The 18,370-nt window shown below is 36.0% G+C and carries 17 protein-coding genes; 1 reads left to right on the forward strand and 16 read right to left on the reverse strand.

Going from position 1 to position 18,370, the window contains the following annotated elements:
* Positions 1–8 precede the first annotated feature (8 nt).
* The 3 genes from modA to CAO17_RS09570 all read right to left on the reverse strand — a co-directional run bounded on the left by modA (position 9) and on the right by CAO17_RS09570 (position 2,140).
* Positions 9–782, reverse strand: a complete 774-nt coding sequence (gene modA / locus CAO17_RS20715) for a molybdate ABC transporter substrate-binding protein (RefSeq protein WP_143833741.1) — start codon at positions 780–782, stop codon at positions 9–11.
* Positions 783–797: 15 nt separating this feature from the next.
* The gene (locus CAO17_RS09565; RefSeq protein ID WP_085992595.1) at positions 798–1,313 is read right to left on the reverse strand and encodes a MogA/MoaB family molybdenum cofactor biosynthesis protein; all 516 of its coding nucleotides are present in this window, start codon (positions 1,311–1,313) and stop codon (positions 798–800) included.
* Positions 1,314–1,552: 239 nt separating this feature from the next.
* Positions 1,553–2,140, reverse strand: coding sequence for a molybdenum cofactor guanylyltransferase (locus CAO17_RS09570; protein ID WP_179151925.1), 588 nt, complete (start codon positions 2,138–2,140; stop codon positions 1,553–1,555).
* Positions 2,141–2,275: 135 nt separating this feature from the next.
* Here CAO17_RS09570 and CAO17_RS09575 point away from each other — a divergent pair, with 135 nt between their 5' ends.
* A complete protein-coding gene (locus CAO17_RS09575; protein ID WP_085992597.1) occupies positions 2,276–2,998 on the forward strand; it encodes a Crp/Fnr family transcriptional regulator in 723 nt (240 codons plus the stop codon).
* 147 nt (positions 2,999–3,145) lie between these two features.
* Here the strand turns inward: CAO17_RS09575 and mobB are convergent, their stop codons facing one another.
* From mobB to CAO17_RS09640, 13 genes are all read right to left on the reverse strand, one after another.
* Positions 3,146–3,649, reverse strand: a complete 504-nt coding sequence (gene mobB, locus CAO17_RS09580; protein WP_085992598.1) for a molybdopterin-guanine dinucleotide biosynthesis protein B — start codon at positions 3,647–3,649, stop codon at positions 3,146–3,148.
* A 5-nt stretch (positions 3,650–3,654) separates the two neighbouring features.
* Entirely contained in the window at positions 3,655–3,888 is a 234-nt protein-coding gene (gene moaD, locus CAO17_RS09585; protein ID WP_085992599.1) for a molybdopterin converting factor subunit 1, read from the reverse strand.
* Positions 3,885–4,361 (reverse strand): molybdenum cofactor biosynthesis protein MoaE, encoded by a 477-nt coding sequence (locus CAO17_RS09590; RefSeq protein ID WP_085992600.1) that lies wholly within the window; start codon positions 4,359–4,361, stop codon positions 3,885–3,887. The genes moaD and CAO17_RS09590 overlap by 4 nt, the downstream gene beginning before the upstream one ends.
* On the reverse strand, positions 4,351–5,661 hold the full coding sequence (locus CAO17_RS09595; protein ID WP_143833742.1) for a molybdopterin molybdotransferase MoeA: 1,311 nt from the start codon (positions 5,659–5,661) through the stop codon (positions 4,351–4,353). Before CAO17_RS09595 ends, CAO17_RS09590 begins: the two co-directional genes overlap by 11 nt.
* Positions 5,662–5,673: 12 nt before the next feature.
* Positions 5,674–6,684: a MoeB/ThiF family adenylyltransferase gene (locus CAO17_RS09600; RefSeq protein WP_085992601.1), complete on the reverse strand. Its 1,011-nt coding sequence runs from the start codon at positions 6,682–6,684 to the stop codon at positions 5,674–5,676.
* 11 nt (positions 6,685–6,695) lie between these two features.
* Positions 6,696–7,715, reverse strand: a complete 1,020-nt coding sequence (gene moaA, locus CAO17_RS09605) for a GTP 3',8-cyclase MoaA (protein WP_085992602.1) — start codon at positions 7,713–7,715, stop codon at positions 6,696–6,698.
* A gap of 159 nt (positions 7,716–7,874) precedes the next feature.
* Positions 7,875–9,395, reverse strand: a complete 1,521-nt coding sequence (locus CAO17_RS09610; RefSeq protein WP_085992603.1) for a tetratricopeptide repeat protein — start codon at positions 9,393–9,395, stop codon at positions 7,875–7,877.
* A gap of 86 nt (positions 9,396–9,481) precedes the next feature.
* Positions 9,482–9,958: a hypothetical protein gene (locus CAO17_RS09615; RefSeq protein ID WP_085992604.1), complete on the reverse strand. Its 477-nt coding sequence runs from the start codon at positions 9,956–9,958 to the stop codon at positions 9,482–9,484.
* A 50-nt stretch (positions 9,959–10,008) separates the two neighbouring features.
* Positions 10,009–10,722: a respiratory nitrate reductase subunit gamma gene (gene narI, locus CAO17_RS09620; RefSeq protein ID WP_085992605.1), complete on the reverse strand. Its 714-nt coding sequence runs from the start codon at positions 10,720–10,722 to the stop codon at positions 10,009–10,011.
* A 38-nt stretch (positions 10,723–10,760) separates the two neighbouring features.
* Positions 10,761–11,303: a nitrate reductase molybdenum cofactor assembly chaperone gene (gene narJ, locus CAO17_RS09625; protein WP_085992606.1), complete on the reverse strand. Its 543-nt coding sequence runs from the start codon at positions 11,301–11,303 to the stop codon at positions 10,761–10,763.
* A 63-nt stretch (positions 11,304–11,366) separates the two neighbouring features.
* Positions 11,367–12,839, reverse strand: coding sequence for a nitrate reductase subunit beta (narH, locus tag CAO17_RS09630; protein WP_085992607.1), 1,473 nt, complete (start codon positions 12,837–12,839; stop codon positions 11,367–11,369).
* Entirely contained in the window at positions 12,829–16,512 is a 3,684-nt protein-coding gene (locus CAO17_RS09635) for a nitrate reductase subunit alpha (RefSeq protein ID WP_085992608.1), read from the reverse strand. Before CAO17_RS09635 ends, narH begins: the two co-directional genes overlap by 11 nt.
* A gap of 686 nt (positions 16,513–17,198) precedes the next feature.
* Positions 17,199–18,242, reverse strand: coding sequence for a TDT family transporter (locus CAO17_RS09640; protein WP_085992609.1), 1,044 nt, complete (start codon positions 18,240–18,242; stop codon positions 17,199–17,201).
* Positions 18,243–18,370 lie beyond the last annotated feature (128 nt).

An 18,370-nucleotide genomic window follows, 5' to 3' on the forward strand; every position in this document is an offset into this window, starting at 1 on the left:
AAATTCACCTACTTCATCGCTTGGAACCCATTGCGTTCAAAAACTTCTCCGGCTGTATCGCTTAATATAAATTGGTAAAATTTCTTCATTGCTGCCAATTTATCTTTTTGATTTTCATTCTTTATCACCGCAACATAATATTCAATAGGAGAATGCAAGTCTGACGGATATGTTTCTAATACCGAAATCTCGTTTTCTCCCAAGACATCGCTTGCATAAACAATGCCAATATCAGCTGCGGATTGATTAACTAAAGTTAACACTTGACTTACATCCTTCGTAAAAACAATTCGGTCTTCTAGAAAATTCCATACTTCTAAACTTTTTAATAATTCCTTTGAGTATGTTCCAGCAGGTACTGCATCCACTGTTCCCATTGCTAACGTTCCTGATGTATTTCCCAAAAACTCATCCAATGATTTCACGTTGTTCTCTTTAGAGGTTATGAGTACAAGACTATTTTCCAGAATTGCAGTGCCCTTTCGAACATGACCCTGTTGTTCTAATTTATCGTAATCTATCTTGGAAGCTGAAAAAAACATATCTATTGGAGCACCTTGCTCAATTTGCCTTCTCAATGAACCAGAACCACCAAAATTAAAAGTAATATGTATGGAAGGATTTTCTATCTCGAAAATATCTTTTAATTCTAATAGACTTTCTGTCATGCTAGACGCTGCAGAAATCCTTAGCTCCATTTTTTCATCCGTTGCTTTGGTAGACGTGCACCCTACTAAAAGAACAAGTATGCTACAAATAAAAATAAAGAAAAATTTTTTCATGATTATTCATCCTGACTATTGCTGTACATCCTTATGAATTTCTTTTACCATATGTCCAATTTCAGGTAGGATTAGTTTCTCCATCGCTAACGTTACTGCACCCGTGGATCCTGGAATAGAAAATATCAGGCAATTATTTGCTACACCACATGTTGCACGTGATAGGATGCTTGCTGTCCCAATATCATATTGAAAACTAAGAAACCGGAATAATTCCCCAAAGCCCGGAAGATGCTTATCAAATAAAGGCTCAACTGACTCTATCGTTACATCACGATAAGCAATGCCCGTCCCACCATTAATAATGACCGCTTCTAGTTTATCACTATACATTGCCTTTTCCACAATCATGCGTATTTGTTCCTTGTCATCTGGTACAATTCGATAAAGAGGTACCTGGTGGTCATTTTCTATTAATAAGTCCATTATTCTTTTTCCACTTTTATCTGTTTCTTTCATTCTTGTATCACTAACAGTTAATACCGCACATCTTACATTTGCCTTAGCTTCTTTACGGTGCTTTGATAGCATGTCAAACACTCCTTTCTTATTTTTAGCTGTTGTATTTCCATAGCGATAAGACCCCATAACACAAGCTACTACACATTTTCTTTCACATGCATAATAGCTCCTTTGTTTTTATTACGTGATTAACTAAGACCCTTAACGAGAAGAATTCAAGATACCTCAAGAATTATAAATGATGGTCGGCTCCTATAAACTCCTGGTTCGTTCATCTAACAATCAATGGGAATGAGTGAAGTTTCACTTTATTCCGATGATATCCATTTAGCATAGTCTTCTTGGCGATTTATATTATAAAAAGGATATTCTTCCTCTATGGATATATACTTCACACGACATTCATTTAAAATTCCAGAAACAGCCCTATTACCTTGTTTTAATTGTTTCTGAATAACATCCTTTACTGTGTGGCGATAAATCCCAATAAGTGGCTGAACCTTACCTCCGGATTCCGGAATGACAGCATCGAAATTTTCGTCCACATGGCCCTTAATAATTGCGATAATTCTAGATTCCATAAATGGTACATCTGTTGGGATAACAATATACCATTCACTTTTTAAAGTCTGCATTGCTGTATATATACCTGCAAGTGGCCCTTGACCCCTAAACTCCTTTATATCATTTATTATAGCAAAATTACGATGTTCATGAAAAAATCTTCTCGAAATCTGCGGATTAGTTACGACGAGAAGGGATTCTACTTCTGGACATAACGCATCGATTGAATATTCATAAAAAGCCTTTCCATTTCTTATAGCAAAAGATTTGGGTGAACCAAATCTTCTCGACTTGCCACCTGCAAGAACGACACCTACAAATTCATCTTTCATAACATCACACTCATTCATATATAGTTTGAACAAAATTCACAAATTCGTAACTAGCTAGTCACCGAATCCATTCCATCCAATGTTAAAATATAATTATAGCAAAATGTTTTGCAATCATAGAGGAGGGTTATTGATATGCAAACAAGTTTATTATTAAAAACGCGCACACAGGATAAAATTATCTCCTCAGAACTTAGAGCATTAATGGACTCAATAGGTACCGTTAAAACAATGGATAAGGATTCTTATTTGTTTCACGAAGGAACAGATGCCCATGAAATATATATAATTAAGTCAGGATTAGTACAGGTCTCCAAATTAACGACAGACGGTAAGGAAATGATCCTTAGGATTTGTAAAGATAAAGATATAATTGGTGAATTAACCCTATTTAGTAATAATCCAAAATATTTACTAAGCTCTAAAGTTCTAGAGTCTGGAGAAGTATTGGTTATTGAAAAAGATTTATTAGAAAAAACATTAATAACGAATAATTTTCTTACATTTGAATTTATGAAATGGACCAGTAATCATATGCGTAAATTCCAAACGAAGATTAGAGATTTAATGCTGAATGGAAAAAAAGGTGCTCTATATTCCACGCTTATCCGCTTATCAAACAGCTATGGTATTAAACAGAATGATGGAATACTAATAGACCTCGTTTTAACGAATCAAGAACTAGCCAAATTCTTTGCAGCTTCAAGGGAAAGCGTTAATCGAATGCTGGTTGAACTTAGAAGATTAGGTGTTATAAAAATGGATAAGTCCGGAAGAATTAAAATCCTGAACATGGACTATTTACGTCAAGAAATCGGATGTGAAAACTGCCCTATTGAAGTATGTAATATAAATTAGAACTATCTTATCTGAAAGCATGAGACTGGGACAAAAGTATTTTCTCTAGGCAAAAGCCGAACGCGATTGGTGGATAAAAACTGCTCCGAAAAATAGTGCGTTGTTCGTCTTTTGTGTTAAATACTTTAGCTATGTCCCAGCCTCTTTTTAGATGTGAAATCCCAGTTCTAAATGGTCCATTAACCATGCACAAAAAACGTTATATTCCGAATGACAAAAAGTAGGATAAGGTAAATGTAAATCTCTCCATTCAAACGGAAGGATAACAGCCTGAATATTTTCAACTTCTTTCAATAGGTTCAATTCTTCTTTTCTATTAATCAATACAACCTTTGGAAAAGGCTCATTTTTAAAACCTTCCATTACTATAGTTTCTATATTCATCCACTTATAACATGCTATCATTTCTTTTATAGTCCATGTTTGCTTAACTAGCTGTAGTACTCCATCACCTTCTACTCCAGCTACTACAGCTCCTGATTGTTTGTGTTTCATGCTATCCGTGTTTTCTAATCCGGTTGGTACACCACCATGACCATGATGTTTTAATGAAGCTACATTCTTCCCTTGTTTGGATAAAGTCTCTATTACTTTCGTTGCAAGGGTTGTTTTCCCGCTATTCTTATACCCAACAATTTGGATAATTTGCATTCCTCTTAACCACCACTTACAGGTGGAATAAACGCAACCGTATCACCAGCACGAACGATATCTGTGTCGATTGCATATTCCTCATTTATTGCTACCATCACTTGATCTATCTCTGTTAAAGGATAACGTTCTTTTAACGAATTTTTTAAGTCTGTCACAGATATCTGGTCCAATTCAATATCAACCCGATCCTTGCCAACCTTTTCTTGCAAAGAGGCAAAAAGTAATATATGAATCATATTTTCACATCCTTTTTATCTGGTTTTCCATCTGGGTAGGAAACATTTTCTAATTGATCCCCAATCCATGTTTCACCATCTTCCCAATGTTCCTTTTTCCAAATTGGTACCATCTGCTTGATTCGTTCAATGGCATATTCATTTGCTTCATAGGCTGCCTTACGATGTGGAGATGAAACAGCTATAACAACAGCAATATCAGAGATGTCTAATCGACCGACTCGATGGGTAATGGCAACTTTTGTATTCGGCCATTTTATTTCAACTTCTTCTCCAATTTTTGCTAACATTTTTACTGCCATTGGTATATATGCTTGATATTCTAAATAAATGGTTCGCTTCCCTTTTGTCCATTCTCGAACAGTGCCGATAAAGGTTGTAATTGCACCTGCTTCTCTTCGTTCAACTTTTTTCACTAATGCTTCAACTTGGATAGGTTTATTTGTAATTTCAAACAGGGAGTCATTCTTCATTACGATTTCTCCTTCTTACATTATCTGTCAACATGAAAGCTTCTAGGTTTGTCCCTTCCTGATCTTCCAACAGCATAACTTCAACCTCCATCCCCTTTTCATAGCCTCTTGTACCACCAGGTAAAATAATCAAGACATTGGCATCTGCTAAAGAGGATACAACATTCGATTTATCAAGCCCTACTGGGGTAGCCATTAGTGTTCCTTTGTCATAGGATAACTTTCCACGAACAAAGCGATCAAAAGGATTTGCCTTTTTAAAATCCGCACCAAGCAATGCTACTTCCTTCTTAGAAAAAGCATTTTCTGAATGTAAGAAGGTTCGAATAATAGGTCTTGTATACAGTTCAAATCCTACGTAGCAGGCAGAAGGATTCCCTGAAAGACCAAATAGTAATTTTCCGTCCATTTCTGCAACTGTCGTTACACTACCAGGCCTCATCATAATCTTATTAAATAAAACATTTGCACCTAGTTTCTCATAAATAGCAGGAAGATAATCATAATCCCCTACGGAAACACCACCAGTTGTAATAAGGATGTCCACCTCTTCTAGTGCGTCATTTACCTGTTTAAAGCAAGTATCAAACTCATCACTAAATTGACCATAGTAGATCGGCTCTCCGCCTGCTCGAATGACTTGCGAAAAAACCATGTAAGCATTACTATTTCTTATTTTTCCCGGCACCATTGGTTCATCTAAATCTAATAACTCACTTCCCGTTGCAATGATTCCTATTTTCGGCTTTTTGCTGACAGGTACCTTTTTATAACCAAATGTTGCTAATAATGCAACCACGCCTGGGTTAACAAAAGTACCTTTTGAAACAAGTGTTGTTCCTTTTTTGGTATCCTCACCGGTAAAAGAAATATTATCTCCCACCTGTAATGGACGCCTAATTTGAATCATTGGATGATCATTATTAACAAATTCCTTTACAACTTCAAACATAACAACAGCGTCACAACCATCAGGTATTTGAGCACCTGTCATAATCCGTACAGCCTGCATGGGGCCAACTTCTCCTTCAAATACACTTCCTGCCCCAATTTCACCGATAACCTCTAATTCAATTGGATTTCTAGTTGAAGCTTCTTTCGTATCTTGTGCTCGTAAAGCGAATCCATCATATGGGGATCGATCAAATGGTGGCACATGATGGTCAGCTAATAAATCCTCACCAAGAAAACGTCCATAGCTTTGCTCAATTGGTGTGTATTCCTTGCTTCCTTCATGTTGGTATATCATAATCCGTTTAATAGCTTCGTTTACTTTTATAGGTTTTCGTCTTTCTACCACACTTTTTCACCCTCATCCTGCTAATTGGTTATAAATAGATTTTGCTTTCTCTATTGAATCTGTCCCATGAACCAATGTTCTTCCATCCTGAAAAAATACAAGACGATATGATTTATACTCTATCGATAATAAAAACTCATTATATTTAATAGGAGCAATATTCCTTAGTCGATTTGCTAATTCATCTAAATTTGGTTTTTGCGGTTTTCTAATTTGAACGGTATTTCTTCCACATAAAATGTCGGTTTTCGTACTTGATTCATATTGCAGATTCGGATAACTTGGATTTTTTCCACAAGTTGGACATTCTTGTTTTTTTGCTCGTGCTACATTCATCATATGATAATGATTATTCCATAAATCAAAAGTTACTAATTTACTACGTAATGCTTTTTTATCCCCTACAAGTAACTTTATGACCTCTGTTGTTTGATGGGCTACTACCATTTGAACGGCTGGGGAGATAATTCCAACAGAGTCACATGTAGCTCCAGATACAGGAATAGAATTTAATAAACATTGAAGACAGGGTGTTTCATTCGGTAAAATCGTAAAACTCATACCTGTACTTCCAACACAAGATCCGAAAACCCATGGTAGTTCCTCCCTCTGTAACAGATCATTCAGGATAAAACGAGTTTCAAAATTATCCGTCGAATCGATTACCATATCTATTCCTTTAAGTAAGGGTAGTAAGGAATCCGGAGTAACATCTAAAACATGTGCATGTATCATAACTTCTGAATTGATTTCTAACAATCTTTTTTTAGCTGCTACAGCTTTAGGAAGCTGATGGCGAACATCCTCCTCTGTATACAATTGTTGGCGCTGTAAATTGCTAAGTTCGACATAATCACGATCAACAATCGTTAGTTCACCTACACCAGAGCGGACTAAATTTTCAGCGTTAGCAGATCCTAATGCACCACAACCAATAATCAAAACATGTTTATTTAATAGTTTCTTTTGACCGTTCTCTCCAATAGGTTTGAATAACGCTTGACGCGAATACCTTTCACTCATTTTCCTTCTCCTTATCCACCTATATAAGACATTTCAATCTTTTTCTTCGTTCTTGCAGACTCTTCTGTTCGTTCATCTGAATACCGGTCCGTTCGATTATTCCATATTTTAATAATTTCATTCCTAACTTCCACATCACTTTTATCGGAACGCAATAAAGCTTTAAAATCGAACCCATTTTCAGCAAATAAGCATGTATACATTTTTCCATCTGCCGCAATTCTTGCCCTCGTGCATGTAGAGCAAAAGGATTCAGATACAGATGTAATAAAACCAACCTCCGTTCTGCTTCCAACATATTGATAACGTTTCGCAACTTCTCCAATATAGTCAGGGTCGACAGGTACCATGTCAAAATGCTGGGATAACTGCTCAAAAATTTCCTTTTTCGTAACGACACTACTGAAATCCCATCCATTTGACTGACCTACATCCATAAATTCGATATAACGTAAGGTGATTCCTTGTTCCTTGAAGTATTTTGCCATCGGAACGACTTCTTTATCATTCATTCCTTTTTTGACAACCATATTTACTTTTACTTCAAGCCCAACTTCTTTTGCTTTTTGGATTCCTTTAAGAACACGATCCGGACCAACTCCACTATCATTTATAGATTTAAAAAGGTTTTCATCTAGTGCATCTAAACTTACATTTACTCGTTTTAATCCTGCTTTCTTTAGCTTCTCAGCCATATGTCCTAATAGCGAACCATTTGTAGTTAAACCAATATCCTCTAGGCCTTCAATGGACATAAGCTTTTCTATTAATACTGGTAAATCCCTTCTTAAAAGTGGCTCTCCTCCTGTCAATCTTATCTTTTTCACACCTAAATCTATAAAAATAGCAGCTAGCCGCTCGATTTCCTCAAAACTCAAAAGCTGCTCCCTTGGCATAAAAACAAAATCTCTGCCAAAGATTTCTTTTGGCATACAATAGGTACATCGAAAATTACAACGATCTATAACTGAGATACGAAGATCCTGTAGGGGTCGACCTAGTTTATCTGTGATTACTGTCACTCGGATCATCTCTCCTTTTAGAGGTTGTTCAAAAGGTCTGATAAAATGTCACATTCCATTTTTATCCCCTTTTTGAACCCATACTTTTTAAATTAACCATTCTCATTTCTAATTATATCTACTATTATAAGTGATGTCTGTTACAAATATCACTATTTTTCAAAAAAACTAATGTTCTCCTTCGTTTGGTTTTGTTCGTAGCTTCACAAATTTATCTTCATACATTCTTCTTTTTCTTTGGTTGAGGTTTCTAGTATAAAATTCTATGATACCAGCTAAAGCCTCTTCTATTAACTCTTTATTACGAGCCCTTTCTATTAAATAGAAACCTTTTTCAATATAATACTCTGCCCTTTGTATATCTTTTTCTTCCATATTTTCATAACAATAGGCTAAGCGTATAGATGTAAGACCTTTTTCTTCCTTACAGTTCGGTAAATTTTCATAGATTTCTAATGCTTTCTTATAGTAGGAGAATGCTTCTTCATACTTTTCTTGCTGTACGTAGTTAAAGGCTATGGCCTGTAGTGTGTTCCCACATGCAAGTGATTTTTTCTTTCCACCCTTTTCTAATTGCTCTAGGAATTCTTGAAAAACGGCAAATGCCTTTTCAAAATCTTTTTCATCAGAATAAATTTTTCCTAAAGCATAAAGGAATTGGCTCCTTACTTTCGGGAATGGAGTAGACAAGACTAATCCCTTTTCCAGATATTCCCTTGCATTTTTCCATTTAAACGTCTTGATGGACAATGTTCCGATTTTAGAATAGATAAAAACAATCATAAAGTGATTCTCATCATAAAAGGACGTTAGTTGTTGAAGTGCTTGTTTATAGTAATTAATGGCTCTCGGAAAGTTCCCTAAATTCTCATCAATTTCAGCAAGCATTAAAATCGCTTTTGAAATTTCTAAATGATTCCCTTTATAGATTTCGTCCATCAATTTAATAGCATCTGTTATGGTTTTTCTGGCTTTTCTTAAATCGACCCGAAAATTCACTTCGCCAATCTTTAAAAGAATTCGTGCTTCAGACTCTTTATCACCTTGTTCACGATAGGCTTTCCTTAATTCCTCATATAGTTCTATAGCCTTCGGATAGTTCTCTATCTGAATATAGGCACCAGACAGAATATCGACTGTTTTAGAAATGATAGGATGTGTGGTAGGAACAGCTTTATGGTAATAAACTAATGCCTTTTCAAGTTGAGCTAAGCCACTTTCCATATTTTCTTCTTCCATGGAGATCCTAGCCAAACTACTAAAAATATGTCCTTTTGACAGTGAGTCTTTATAATCATTCGCATCTAAAAAGGCTAACAGTTTTGCTAACTCTATCCTCGCGGTAGATTGTTGACCATATTCCCTTTCTAAAGCAGCATAATCCAAATACGTATCAATAATTACTTCTATATACTCTTTTGAGACATCCTTTGTCATCCGAATAGCTTGCCTGCTGTAATTTCCAGCTTTGTCGTACTGTTTTATTTTTCTGTAATATTTAGCAAGGGTACTTAATATAAGAAATCTATCATCTGATACTAACTCCGGTTTGCTTTCTAATTTATTTTCTAATTCCATTATTTTCACTTTTGCTTTTTGAGGTGTATCATGCAGAATGAAGTCCTTAACATTAGCACATAAGGTAAGAATAGTTGGGGATTGTTGGTTTTCTACAGTAGTATTTATCATGAAATTCACAACCTTATCTTAAATAATAAAAACTTTAATGTTTCATATACGTTCAAAAAGAAAATGAACGGACTTTTTGAACATTGTTACAGGATCAAGTGTAAGCTAATTAGGAAGAACAAACTTAACCCTAAACCTAAGTGTATTTTTCGCAATTTGCCAGTAGGTTTGAATAATCTTAACCATCCTGTTCCAACTAATAAAAATAAATTTAAACATGCTATGAGACCAACTACCATTTTAGTAATGGAATAAGAGAAACCATACCATTTAATAATAAAGACGGCATGGAGTATTATAAAAATTAATGCAGAAGTTCCAGTCCAGCGGTGAAATGGCAAAACCTTTTTTGAAATATTAGCTAATTTAATTTTCCTTTTACGATCCGGAGTTGTCCGTATCGAGGAAAACATAGCATTTCTCGTCCAATTAAATAAGTAAAATAGAAATCCTATTAAGCCAAATAAAACGGGCAGGCTTAATGTCGAAAAAGTATAATGTGTCATCACTTGATATAATACTAATAATAATAGAAAGATATTAGCATAAAACCACTTGCTCATATAGCCTCTCCTTTAATACCTTAAAAAGATCCTCATGAAGAGAGCATGTATTAAATGCTGCTCTCTTCAGATACTTTCTTCGTTTGAGGAATTCTTTTTTTATATATAACATAGCTTCTCCTCAAATATTTAACTGGAAAACTGAATGCATGTACCAATCTTGTAAATGGCCAAACTACATATAAAGCAAAAGTAGCATAAATATGAATTTTAAACCAAATTGGAATGGTTGCCATAAGCTCTGGCTGAACATTAAATATGAATAATCCCCTTAGCCATGGTGCAATCGTTGTTCGATAATCGAACCCATTAGAATCAACATTTAATGAAGTAGCTATAAGTCCAGTTACAATGGCCAGAATAAGGAAAATTAATGTAACCCAATCACTCGTGGATGTTGTTGCTTTAATTCGTTTTATACTTATTCTTCTATATGTTAAAAGGATTATTCCTATTAATGCAGCGATACCTACTGGAACACCAAAGGTAATCGCAATAACATGGTACATATGCTCTGTAATACCTAGTGCATTATAAAAACTCACCGGAATAATTAAACCTAAAACATGTCCTCCAAATACAAATATAATGCCCCAATGGAATAAGAGAGAGCCAATTCGAAGACGTTTTTTTTCAAGAAATTCACTTGATTTCGTCGTCCATCCAAATTGATCTTTCTGATATCGATAAACATGACCACCAATAAAAATCGTCAGTACAATATAAGGGAAAACCCCCCATAATAATAAATCCGTTAAGTCCATTTAAACACCCTCCTCTTAAGACGAATAAAACAAGAAAATCAATGTATTTCCTTTGATACTAGAGTTGTTGATAACCCATTATTTGCCATTTGCAGCATAAGGGCATCAAATAATAAATGATAGTAACTTCCTGTTTCTGTTACTTTTTTGCGAATTTCCTCTATGGCTTTGATATGCATCATTAATAATTCATTGCTTGTTTCAATAGGTGTATTGGCACAAAACTCTAACATAAGTGGTAAATAATCAGGTAATTCTTTCTCTGTTACTTCAAAGCCATGCGCTTCATAGAATTTCTTTAACTTTAATAGTTCCAATCCACGCTCTCGCTGTTCTCCTAACTTCAAATACGTAACATAAAGATTCGTTATTCGTCCAAAATCAAAATGTTCAATATAGTGACTTATCCATTCTTCTAATGAGATTTTCTTGGAATACTTCACAAATTGCTGAAGACAGTCTCTAATTAAAATGTCCTCTGTTTTTTCTATTTCTCTATCAAGTTCAGGTAAAATTTCAACCATTTCCTCGTTAGGATAATGTAGCAAAAATGATATCAATTGATAAATTTGCTGATTCATAGTCAACCACCTTCATTGGAATTAGGCAGCTGAACAGAAGATGTTCAAACTGCCAATCATTAATTAAGAAAGTACTCCACAGCTTCCTGGGCCACCAGCAAAGTCTAAACCACATGCTCCTTGTTCATCATATAAATCAGCCACTTCCTCTTTATGGCTGTGTGGAATGACAAAGCGATCTTCATATTTTGCAATAGCTAATAAACGATACATTTCTTTTATTGCTTTTTCAGTTAAACCTAGTTCTGCAATGATTTCCTGATCAAACTCTTTTCCAGTTTGTTCAGCCCGCATAAAGCTACGCATTACCGCCATTTTTTTCAATACAGTACGAATATGACCCGTATCTCCAGCTGTTAAGAGATTTGCTAGATATTCAATAGGAATACGCATATTATCAATCGCAGGGAAAATATCCTCTGTATCCGCTTGACTTCCTTTTCCTTCAATCATGTTCATAATTGGGCTTAGTGGCGGAATATACCAAACCATTGGCATTGTTCTGTATTCAGGATGAAGTGGTAAAGCAATTTTCCAATCAATAATCATTTTATAAAGTGGTGATGCCTGAGCCGCTTCAATCCAGTCCATTGGAATACCGTCTTTTTTCGCTTGTTTAATAACTTCTGGATCGTTTGGATCTAGGAAAATACCTAGTTGTGCATGATAAAGGTCTTTTTCATCCTCAACAGAAGCTGCTTCTAGTACCCGATCTGCATCATATAGCATGATACCGATGTAGCGAATACGTCCCACACATGTTTCCGCACAAATGGTTGGTTGACCATTTTCAATTCTTGGGAAACACATTGTACATTTTTCTGCTTTATTTGTTTGCCAGTTAAAGTAAACTTTTTTATATGGGCAGGAAGTTGTACAATGCCTCCATGCACGACATGCATTTTGATCGACAAGAACAATTCCATCCTCATCTCGTTTATACATAGCACCAGATGGGCAAGAAGATACACATGGAGCATTAATACAGTGTTCACAAATTCTTGGAAGGTACATCATAAACACATCTTCAAATTCTGTTTTGATTGATTCTTCCATCTGCACAACGTTTGGGTCACGAAGACCTGTAATATGTCCACCAGCTAAATCATCTTCCCAGTTTGGTCCCCACTCTAGGTCCATGAATTGCCCAGTAACCGCTGATTTTGCTCTAGCAACTGGCTGGTGATTTCTCTCAGGACTATTTGTTAATGTTTCATAGTCGTAGTTCCACGGTTCAAAATAATCATCCATTTCTGGTTGGTTTGGATTATGGAATAGGTTTAATAGTCGGTTTGTCTTAGAACCTGACTTCAATCGAAGTTCTCCCTTATGAAGTTCCCAACCACCTTTATATTTTTCCTGGTCTTCCCATTGTTTTGGATAACCGATACCAGGCTTTGTTTCTACATTGTTAAAGTACATATATTCTGCTCCTGGGCGATTTGTCCAGGTGTTTTTACATGTCACACTACACGTATGACAACCAATACACTTATCAAGGTTCATAACCATTCCAACTTGTGCTTTAATCTTCAAACCAATCTACCTCCTTCATTTTTCGAATAACTACATTTAAATCCCGTTGGTTACCAGTTGGACCATAATAGTTAAACCCATAACTTAATTGCGCATATCCACCAATCATATGGGTGGGTTTTACATGGATCTTGGTAGGACTATTATGTGTACCTCCACGATTCTTCGTTAGCTTCGTTCCTGGTGTATGAATATGACGATCCTGGGCGTGGTGCATAAATGCCATTGTTCTCGGTATACGGTGAGAAACAACCGCCCTCGCTACTACAACCCCATTTCGGTTAAAGCATTCTATCCAATCATTATCTTCTACATCAATATCAGCTGCATCTTCTTTATTCAGCCACACGGTTGGACCACCACGGAATAGATTTAACATTGGCTGTGAATCGAAATACATACTATGGACGGACCATTTATTATGAGGTGTCAGATAATTTAATGTTATTTCTTTTCCTTCTTTATCCGGACGATTGGAACGAAATGGTTTATCATTCAAGATTGGTTTAAATATAGCAAATGATTCACCAAATTCCTTCATCATCTCGTGATCAAGAAAGTATGATTGTCTACCTGTAATCGTCCTAAATGGAATCATTCTTTCAATATTGGTTGTAAATGGAGAATACCTTCTTCCACCTTTTTCCGAACCACTAAATGCTGGTGACGTGATGACAGTTTTTGGTTGGGCAGTGATATTATCAAATGTAAATAACTCTTCTTCCCTTTCCGTAGCCAAATCTTTTAACTCAAGATTTGTCTGTTTCTCTAGTGCCTCCCATGCTCTTACAGCAACTTTTCCATTTGTTGTGGAAGAAAGCATTAATACTGCATCACAAGCATCTCTTGCACTCGAAATATCTGGACAACCATCTGTAATCGTTCCATTTTGTACGGTACCAAATGTACGTTTGGCCTGTTCATATTCTTTTTCCATATTCCAGTTAATCCCTTTTGTTCCATAAGGCCCCTTCGCAATGTTTGGTCCGAGTGCTGTCATTTTATTGTAAATTTGCTTAAAATCACGCTCTACAACATGGATTTGTGGCATAGTTTTCCCTGGAATAGGTTCACATTCCCCTTTTGACCAGTCTCTTATCTCACCAAAGGCCTGAGACATTTCTGCTGTTGTATCATGATTTAATGGGGTTGCAACAATTTCTTTAATTGTATCCATATCAAGTTCTTCTGCTAAATCGGATACGCCCTTTGCAACAGCTTTAAAAATATCCCAATCTGATTTAGCTTCCCAGGGTGACGTGATTGCTGGATTAAATGGATGTACAAATGGATGCATATCCGTACTTGATAAATCATACTTTTCATACCATGTTGATGCAGGCAAAATTACATCAGAGTATAGTGCTGTACCCGCCATCCTAAAATCAAGATTGATAAGGAGATCGACTTTTCCTTCCGGTGCTTCTTCTCGCCACTCTATTTCTTTTGGACGAATACTGTCTTCATCCGAATTAAGGAGTCCATGTGATGCACCTAATAAATGTTTAAGGAAATACTCGTGTCCTTTTCCAGAACTGGAAATTAAGTTTGCTCTCCAAACAAATAAATTTCTAGGGAAGTTAACTGGATTGTCAGGATCTTCAATAGCAAATTGTAGTTTCTTCTCTTTTAGTTGTTTTGCAACATAATTTCCAATTTCTTCTGTTGTTTCATTGCCTGCTTCAATAGCCTCGTTATATAAATCAATTCCATTTTTAGTAAACGTTGGGTAAGATGGTAGCCATCCTAATCGTGCTGCTAATACGTTATAATCACCTGGATGATCATATCTTGCTTTTTCTACTGTAGCACTGGCAAGTTCCGATAATGGAGTTTCTTCATAACGCCACTGGTCTGTTGCAAAATAGAAAAAGGAAGTACCGTTTTGGAATTTCGCAGGACCTCCCCAGTCCTTAGCTGATTGAATCGTAGCCCAACCTTCTGCAGGTCGAAGTTTTTCTTGTCCTACATAGTGGGCCCAGCCACCACCATTAACACCTTGTGCACCAACCATAAGGATTAGATTTACAACTGCACGATAAATGGTGTCTGAGTTATACCAATGGTTAATTCCAGCTCCCATAATAATCATGGAGCGCCCCTTCGTATCGATAGCATTTTGAGCAAATTCACGGGCAATTTTAATAACTAAATGACGATCCACCCCAGTTATTTCCTCTTGCCATGCTGGGGAAAATGGTGCGATTTCATCATAGGAACTTGCAGCCTCACCGCCTAGTCCACGATCAATGCCATAGTTAGCAAGCATTAAATCATAGACTGTTGCAACATATTCGGTTTTGCCGTCTACCTCAACCTTTTTAACCGGAACGGCACGTTTTAATACTTTTTTCTCCCTAGCATCGAAGTATGGCATATCGACATGTACTACTTCATCTTCCATACCTAGAAAACTTAATATTGGCTCAATGTTTTCATTGGTATTTTCATCAATCAGTTTTAGATTCCATTTTCCTTTTTTGTCCCAGCGTGAACCCATGGTACCTTGTGGAATAGAAAATCCCTCCGTACGTTTGTTATACATAGCTGGTTTCCATTCATTATTATCTATATCCATACCTAAGTCCTTCGCATGGAAGAATCGATCTGCTATAAACTTGCCATTCTCTTTTTTCAAAAGAACGGAGAATGGGAAATCCGTATATTGTTTTGCATAGTCCTCAAAATAAGGTGTGTTGTTTTTATCGTAAAATTCATTTAATATAACATGGCCCATTGCCATTGCTAAAGCACCATCTGTCCCTTGTCTAACAGATAACCAGTCATCAGCAAATTTTGTTGATTCTGCATAATCCGGGCTCACAGAAACTACTTTGGTCCCTTTGTACCTTGCCTCAACTAGAAAGTGAGCATCAGGTGTGCGTGTCATTGGTACATTGGAACCCCAGGTCATGATATAGCCGGAGTTAAACCAGTCAGAGCTTTCTGGTACATCTGTTTGATCCCCCCAAATTTGTGGAGAAGCTGGTGGTAAGTCAGCATACCAATCGTAAAAACTGAGCAATTGTCCACCCATTAAATGTAAAAAGCGACTACCAGCTGCGTAACTAATCATCGACATTGCTGGAATTGGAGAAAATCCAACATTACGATCCGGTCCATATTTCAAAGTAGTGTATAGTGTGGATGCTGCCACAAGCTTAGTCACTTCTTCCCAATCAGCTCGAACCAGCCCGCCTTTACCTCTTGCTTGTTTATAAAAAGCTGCTTTTTCCTTATCCTCTACAATACTTTTCCATGCCTCTAATGGATTATCATAGACTTCAAGCGCTTCTTTCCACATATTCAGTAACCTTTTACGAACGTATGGATATTTCACACGTAAAGGACTGTATATATACCAAGAGAAACTTGCACCCCTTGGACATCCACGTGGTTCAAACTCCGGCATATCAGGTCCAGTAGTAGGATAATCTAATGCTTGCCCTTCCCATGTGACAATTCCATCTTTTACGTATATATTCCAGCTGCATGAACCCGTACAGTTTACACCATGTGTAGATCGGATTACCTTGTCATGCTGCCATCTTCTTCGATATACATTCTCCCAATCACGATTACCCTCTTGTAATTGGCTATGATTATTTGAATATGTTTCTTTCGGCTTCAAGTAATTCATTCGTTGCCATAGTGGAGATGATTTCTTTTTCATCGTTGTCCCTCCAATTAAATTGCTTTGTTTACTCTATATTTACATTTAACCATGCCATTTTTTTACTTGATGTGAAAAATGTCACATTGGAGATAACTGTCATTAATTGGTCACAAAAATACATATTCTTTCTGCTTTTATAGAAAATTACTATTGAGATCTTTTTTAAGGCTTCTTGTGAATTTTATAGTTTCTTTCTTCTTATTTGAAAGAAGATGCGCAATAACTCTAAAAATCAAGATAGTATAATAATACCGATACGTAAATACATCGACGTGCTATTCACAGGACAAGGAAGGCTTCGTGAGCATGACATCTTCGTTAGAAAATCGGATAGTATTTTCAAGGAGGCAACTGCACTCCATTCCAATTCACTATTCAATATGTGAATAAATTTTTGACATAAATAGAAGGTGTGTGATGTTTAGCACCAACCAGCGAAGGAATACACGAAGACTCAAGTGGGATGAAAAGCCTAGGTGAGACTACGGAGCATTAGCTCGGAGGAGGCTCAGCAGCTCCCACGGAAAGCGTAGTGTATTTCCGCAGCGGTATTTAAGCTCCAGATTTCAGGTGAAGTTACTGCGCATTCTATATATTTTGTGAAAAAAAAATTAAAAATAAAAAAGTCCTTCATCTAAAATGAAGGACAAAAATTATATCTGTATTTTTCCATAAAATGTGCATTAAACCAAATTCCTTTTTTGTACTAATTCTTCTGTTATCAATCGAGATCTTATATATACCACTATCTGGCCAAGTAACGCAAGTAGGACGATCCATGCCCAGAATGGCATAAAAACATGCTGAAAATTATCTAACCATGTAGGCATCGGATAGTATGGGTTAACCTGCATCACAGAAGTAAATGCATAAAACATACCAAATGTAAAGTTTCGTGACCATTGCGTGACATTGTATTTAAATACCCCTTCTTTCCATCCATATACTTTAATACGTTTAATGGCCCGGATAATCTCAAGTACTTCAACGATAACAATTAAAATGAAAATAATAATCCAAAGTATGATTGCGAATAAAGTAGTAAACGTATTGGAAGAAACAATAGCTAAACCAGTAATGGACAATGCTCCGTGAATAATACAATTTGTATTTGTCCAATCATCAACAAGAGTCCAGCCATTTTGTCTTATATAACGATTTATTATTAAGACCATCCCTAGTATATAGAAGAATACACCTAACATAATTATAGAGCTTGAAATGATTTTAGGTAATTCAAAAAAGACATTATTTAATAACACAATAATGGACTGGGTTCCAACTGCTGACAATAAAACGACTCCATGCGCTGGAAAATTCTGATGGTCGAAAAATAGTTGTTTAAAGTTGTAAAAACAATTGACTAAGAAAAATAAAAACAAAAACGTATTTAAAATGCCCATGGCCTGAGTAACAGGTAAAATTTCAGGAAAATACTTAAGAAATACATTACATAATACTGACACACCAGCTATCCAAGTCCCTATTGCAAATGAATTAACCGGGTGTTTTAAAAATGGAATAAGAAAATCACGGTGTACAAATTGAATAGATAATCGAGAATAAATGAAAATCCAAGCTAAAAGTAAAAGAAATGCTAAATAAACGCCTACATCCTTATCTAAAAAAGGAAATGCCTGTACAGCACCAATTAGGAAAATCCCGTTTGCCATTATAATGGCACCTGAGGCTGGCGCTATTTTCTTATACTTACCTTTTAATAACATATTTTCACTTCCTATCAAGTAACTTTTCTACCTACTCATAAGTTAACACATTTTTATTGTCTAGCATGTGAAAAATGTCACTTGTTATTTTATCTTATTCTTAGTTAACGAATCAAGACAATGTTTAA

This window comes from Oceanobacillus senegalensis (assembly GCF_900176885.1).
GTDB lineage: Bacteria > Bacillota > Bacilli > Bacillales > Amphibacillaceae > Oceanobacillus > Oceanobacillus senegalensis.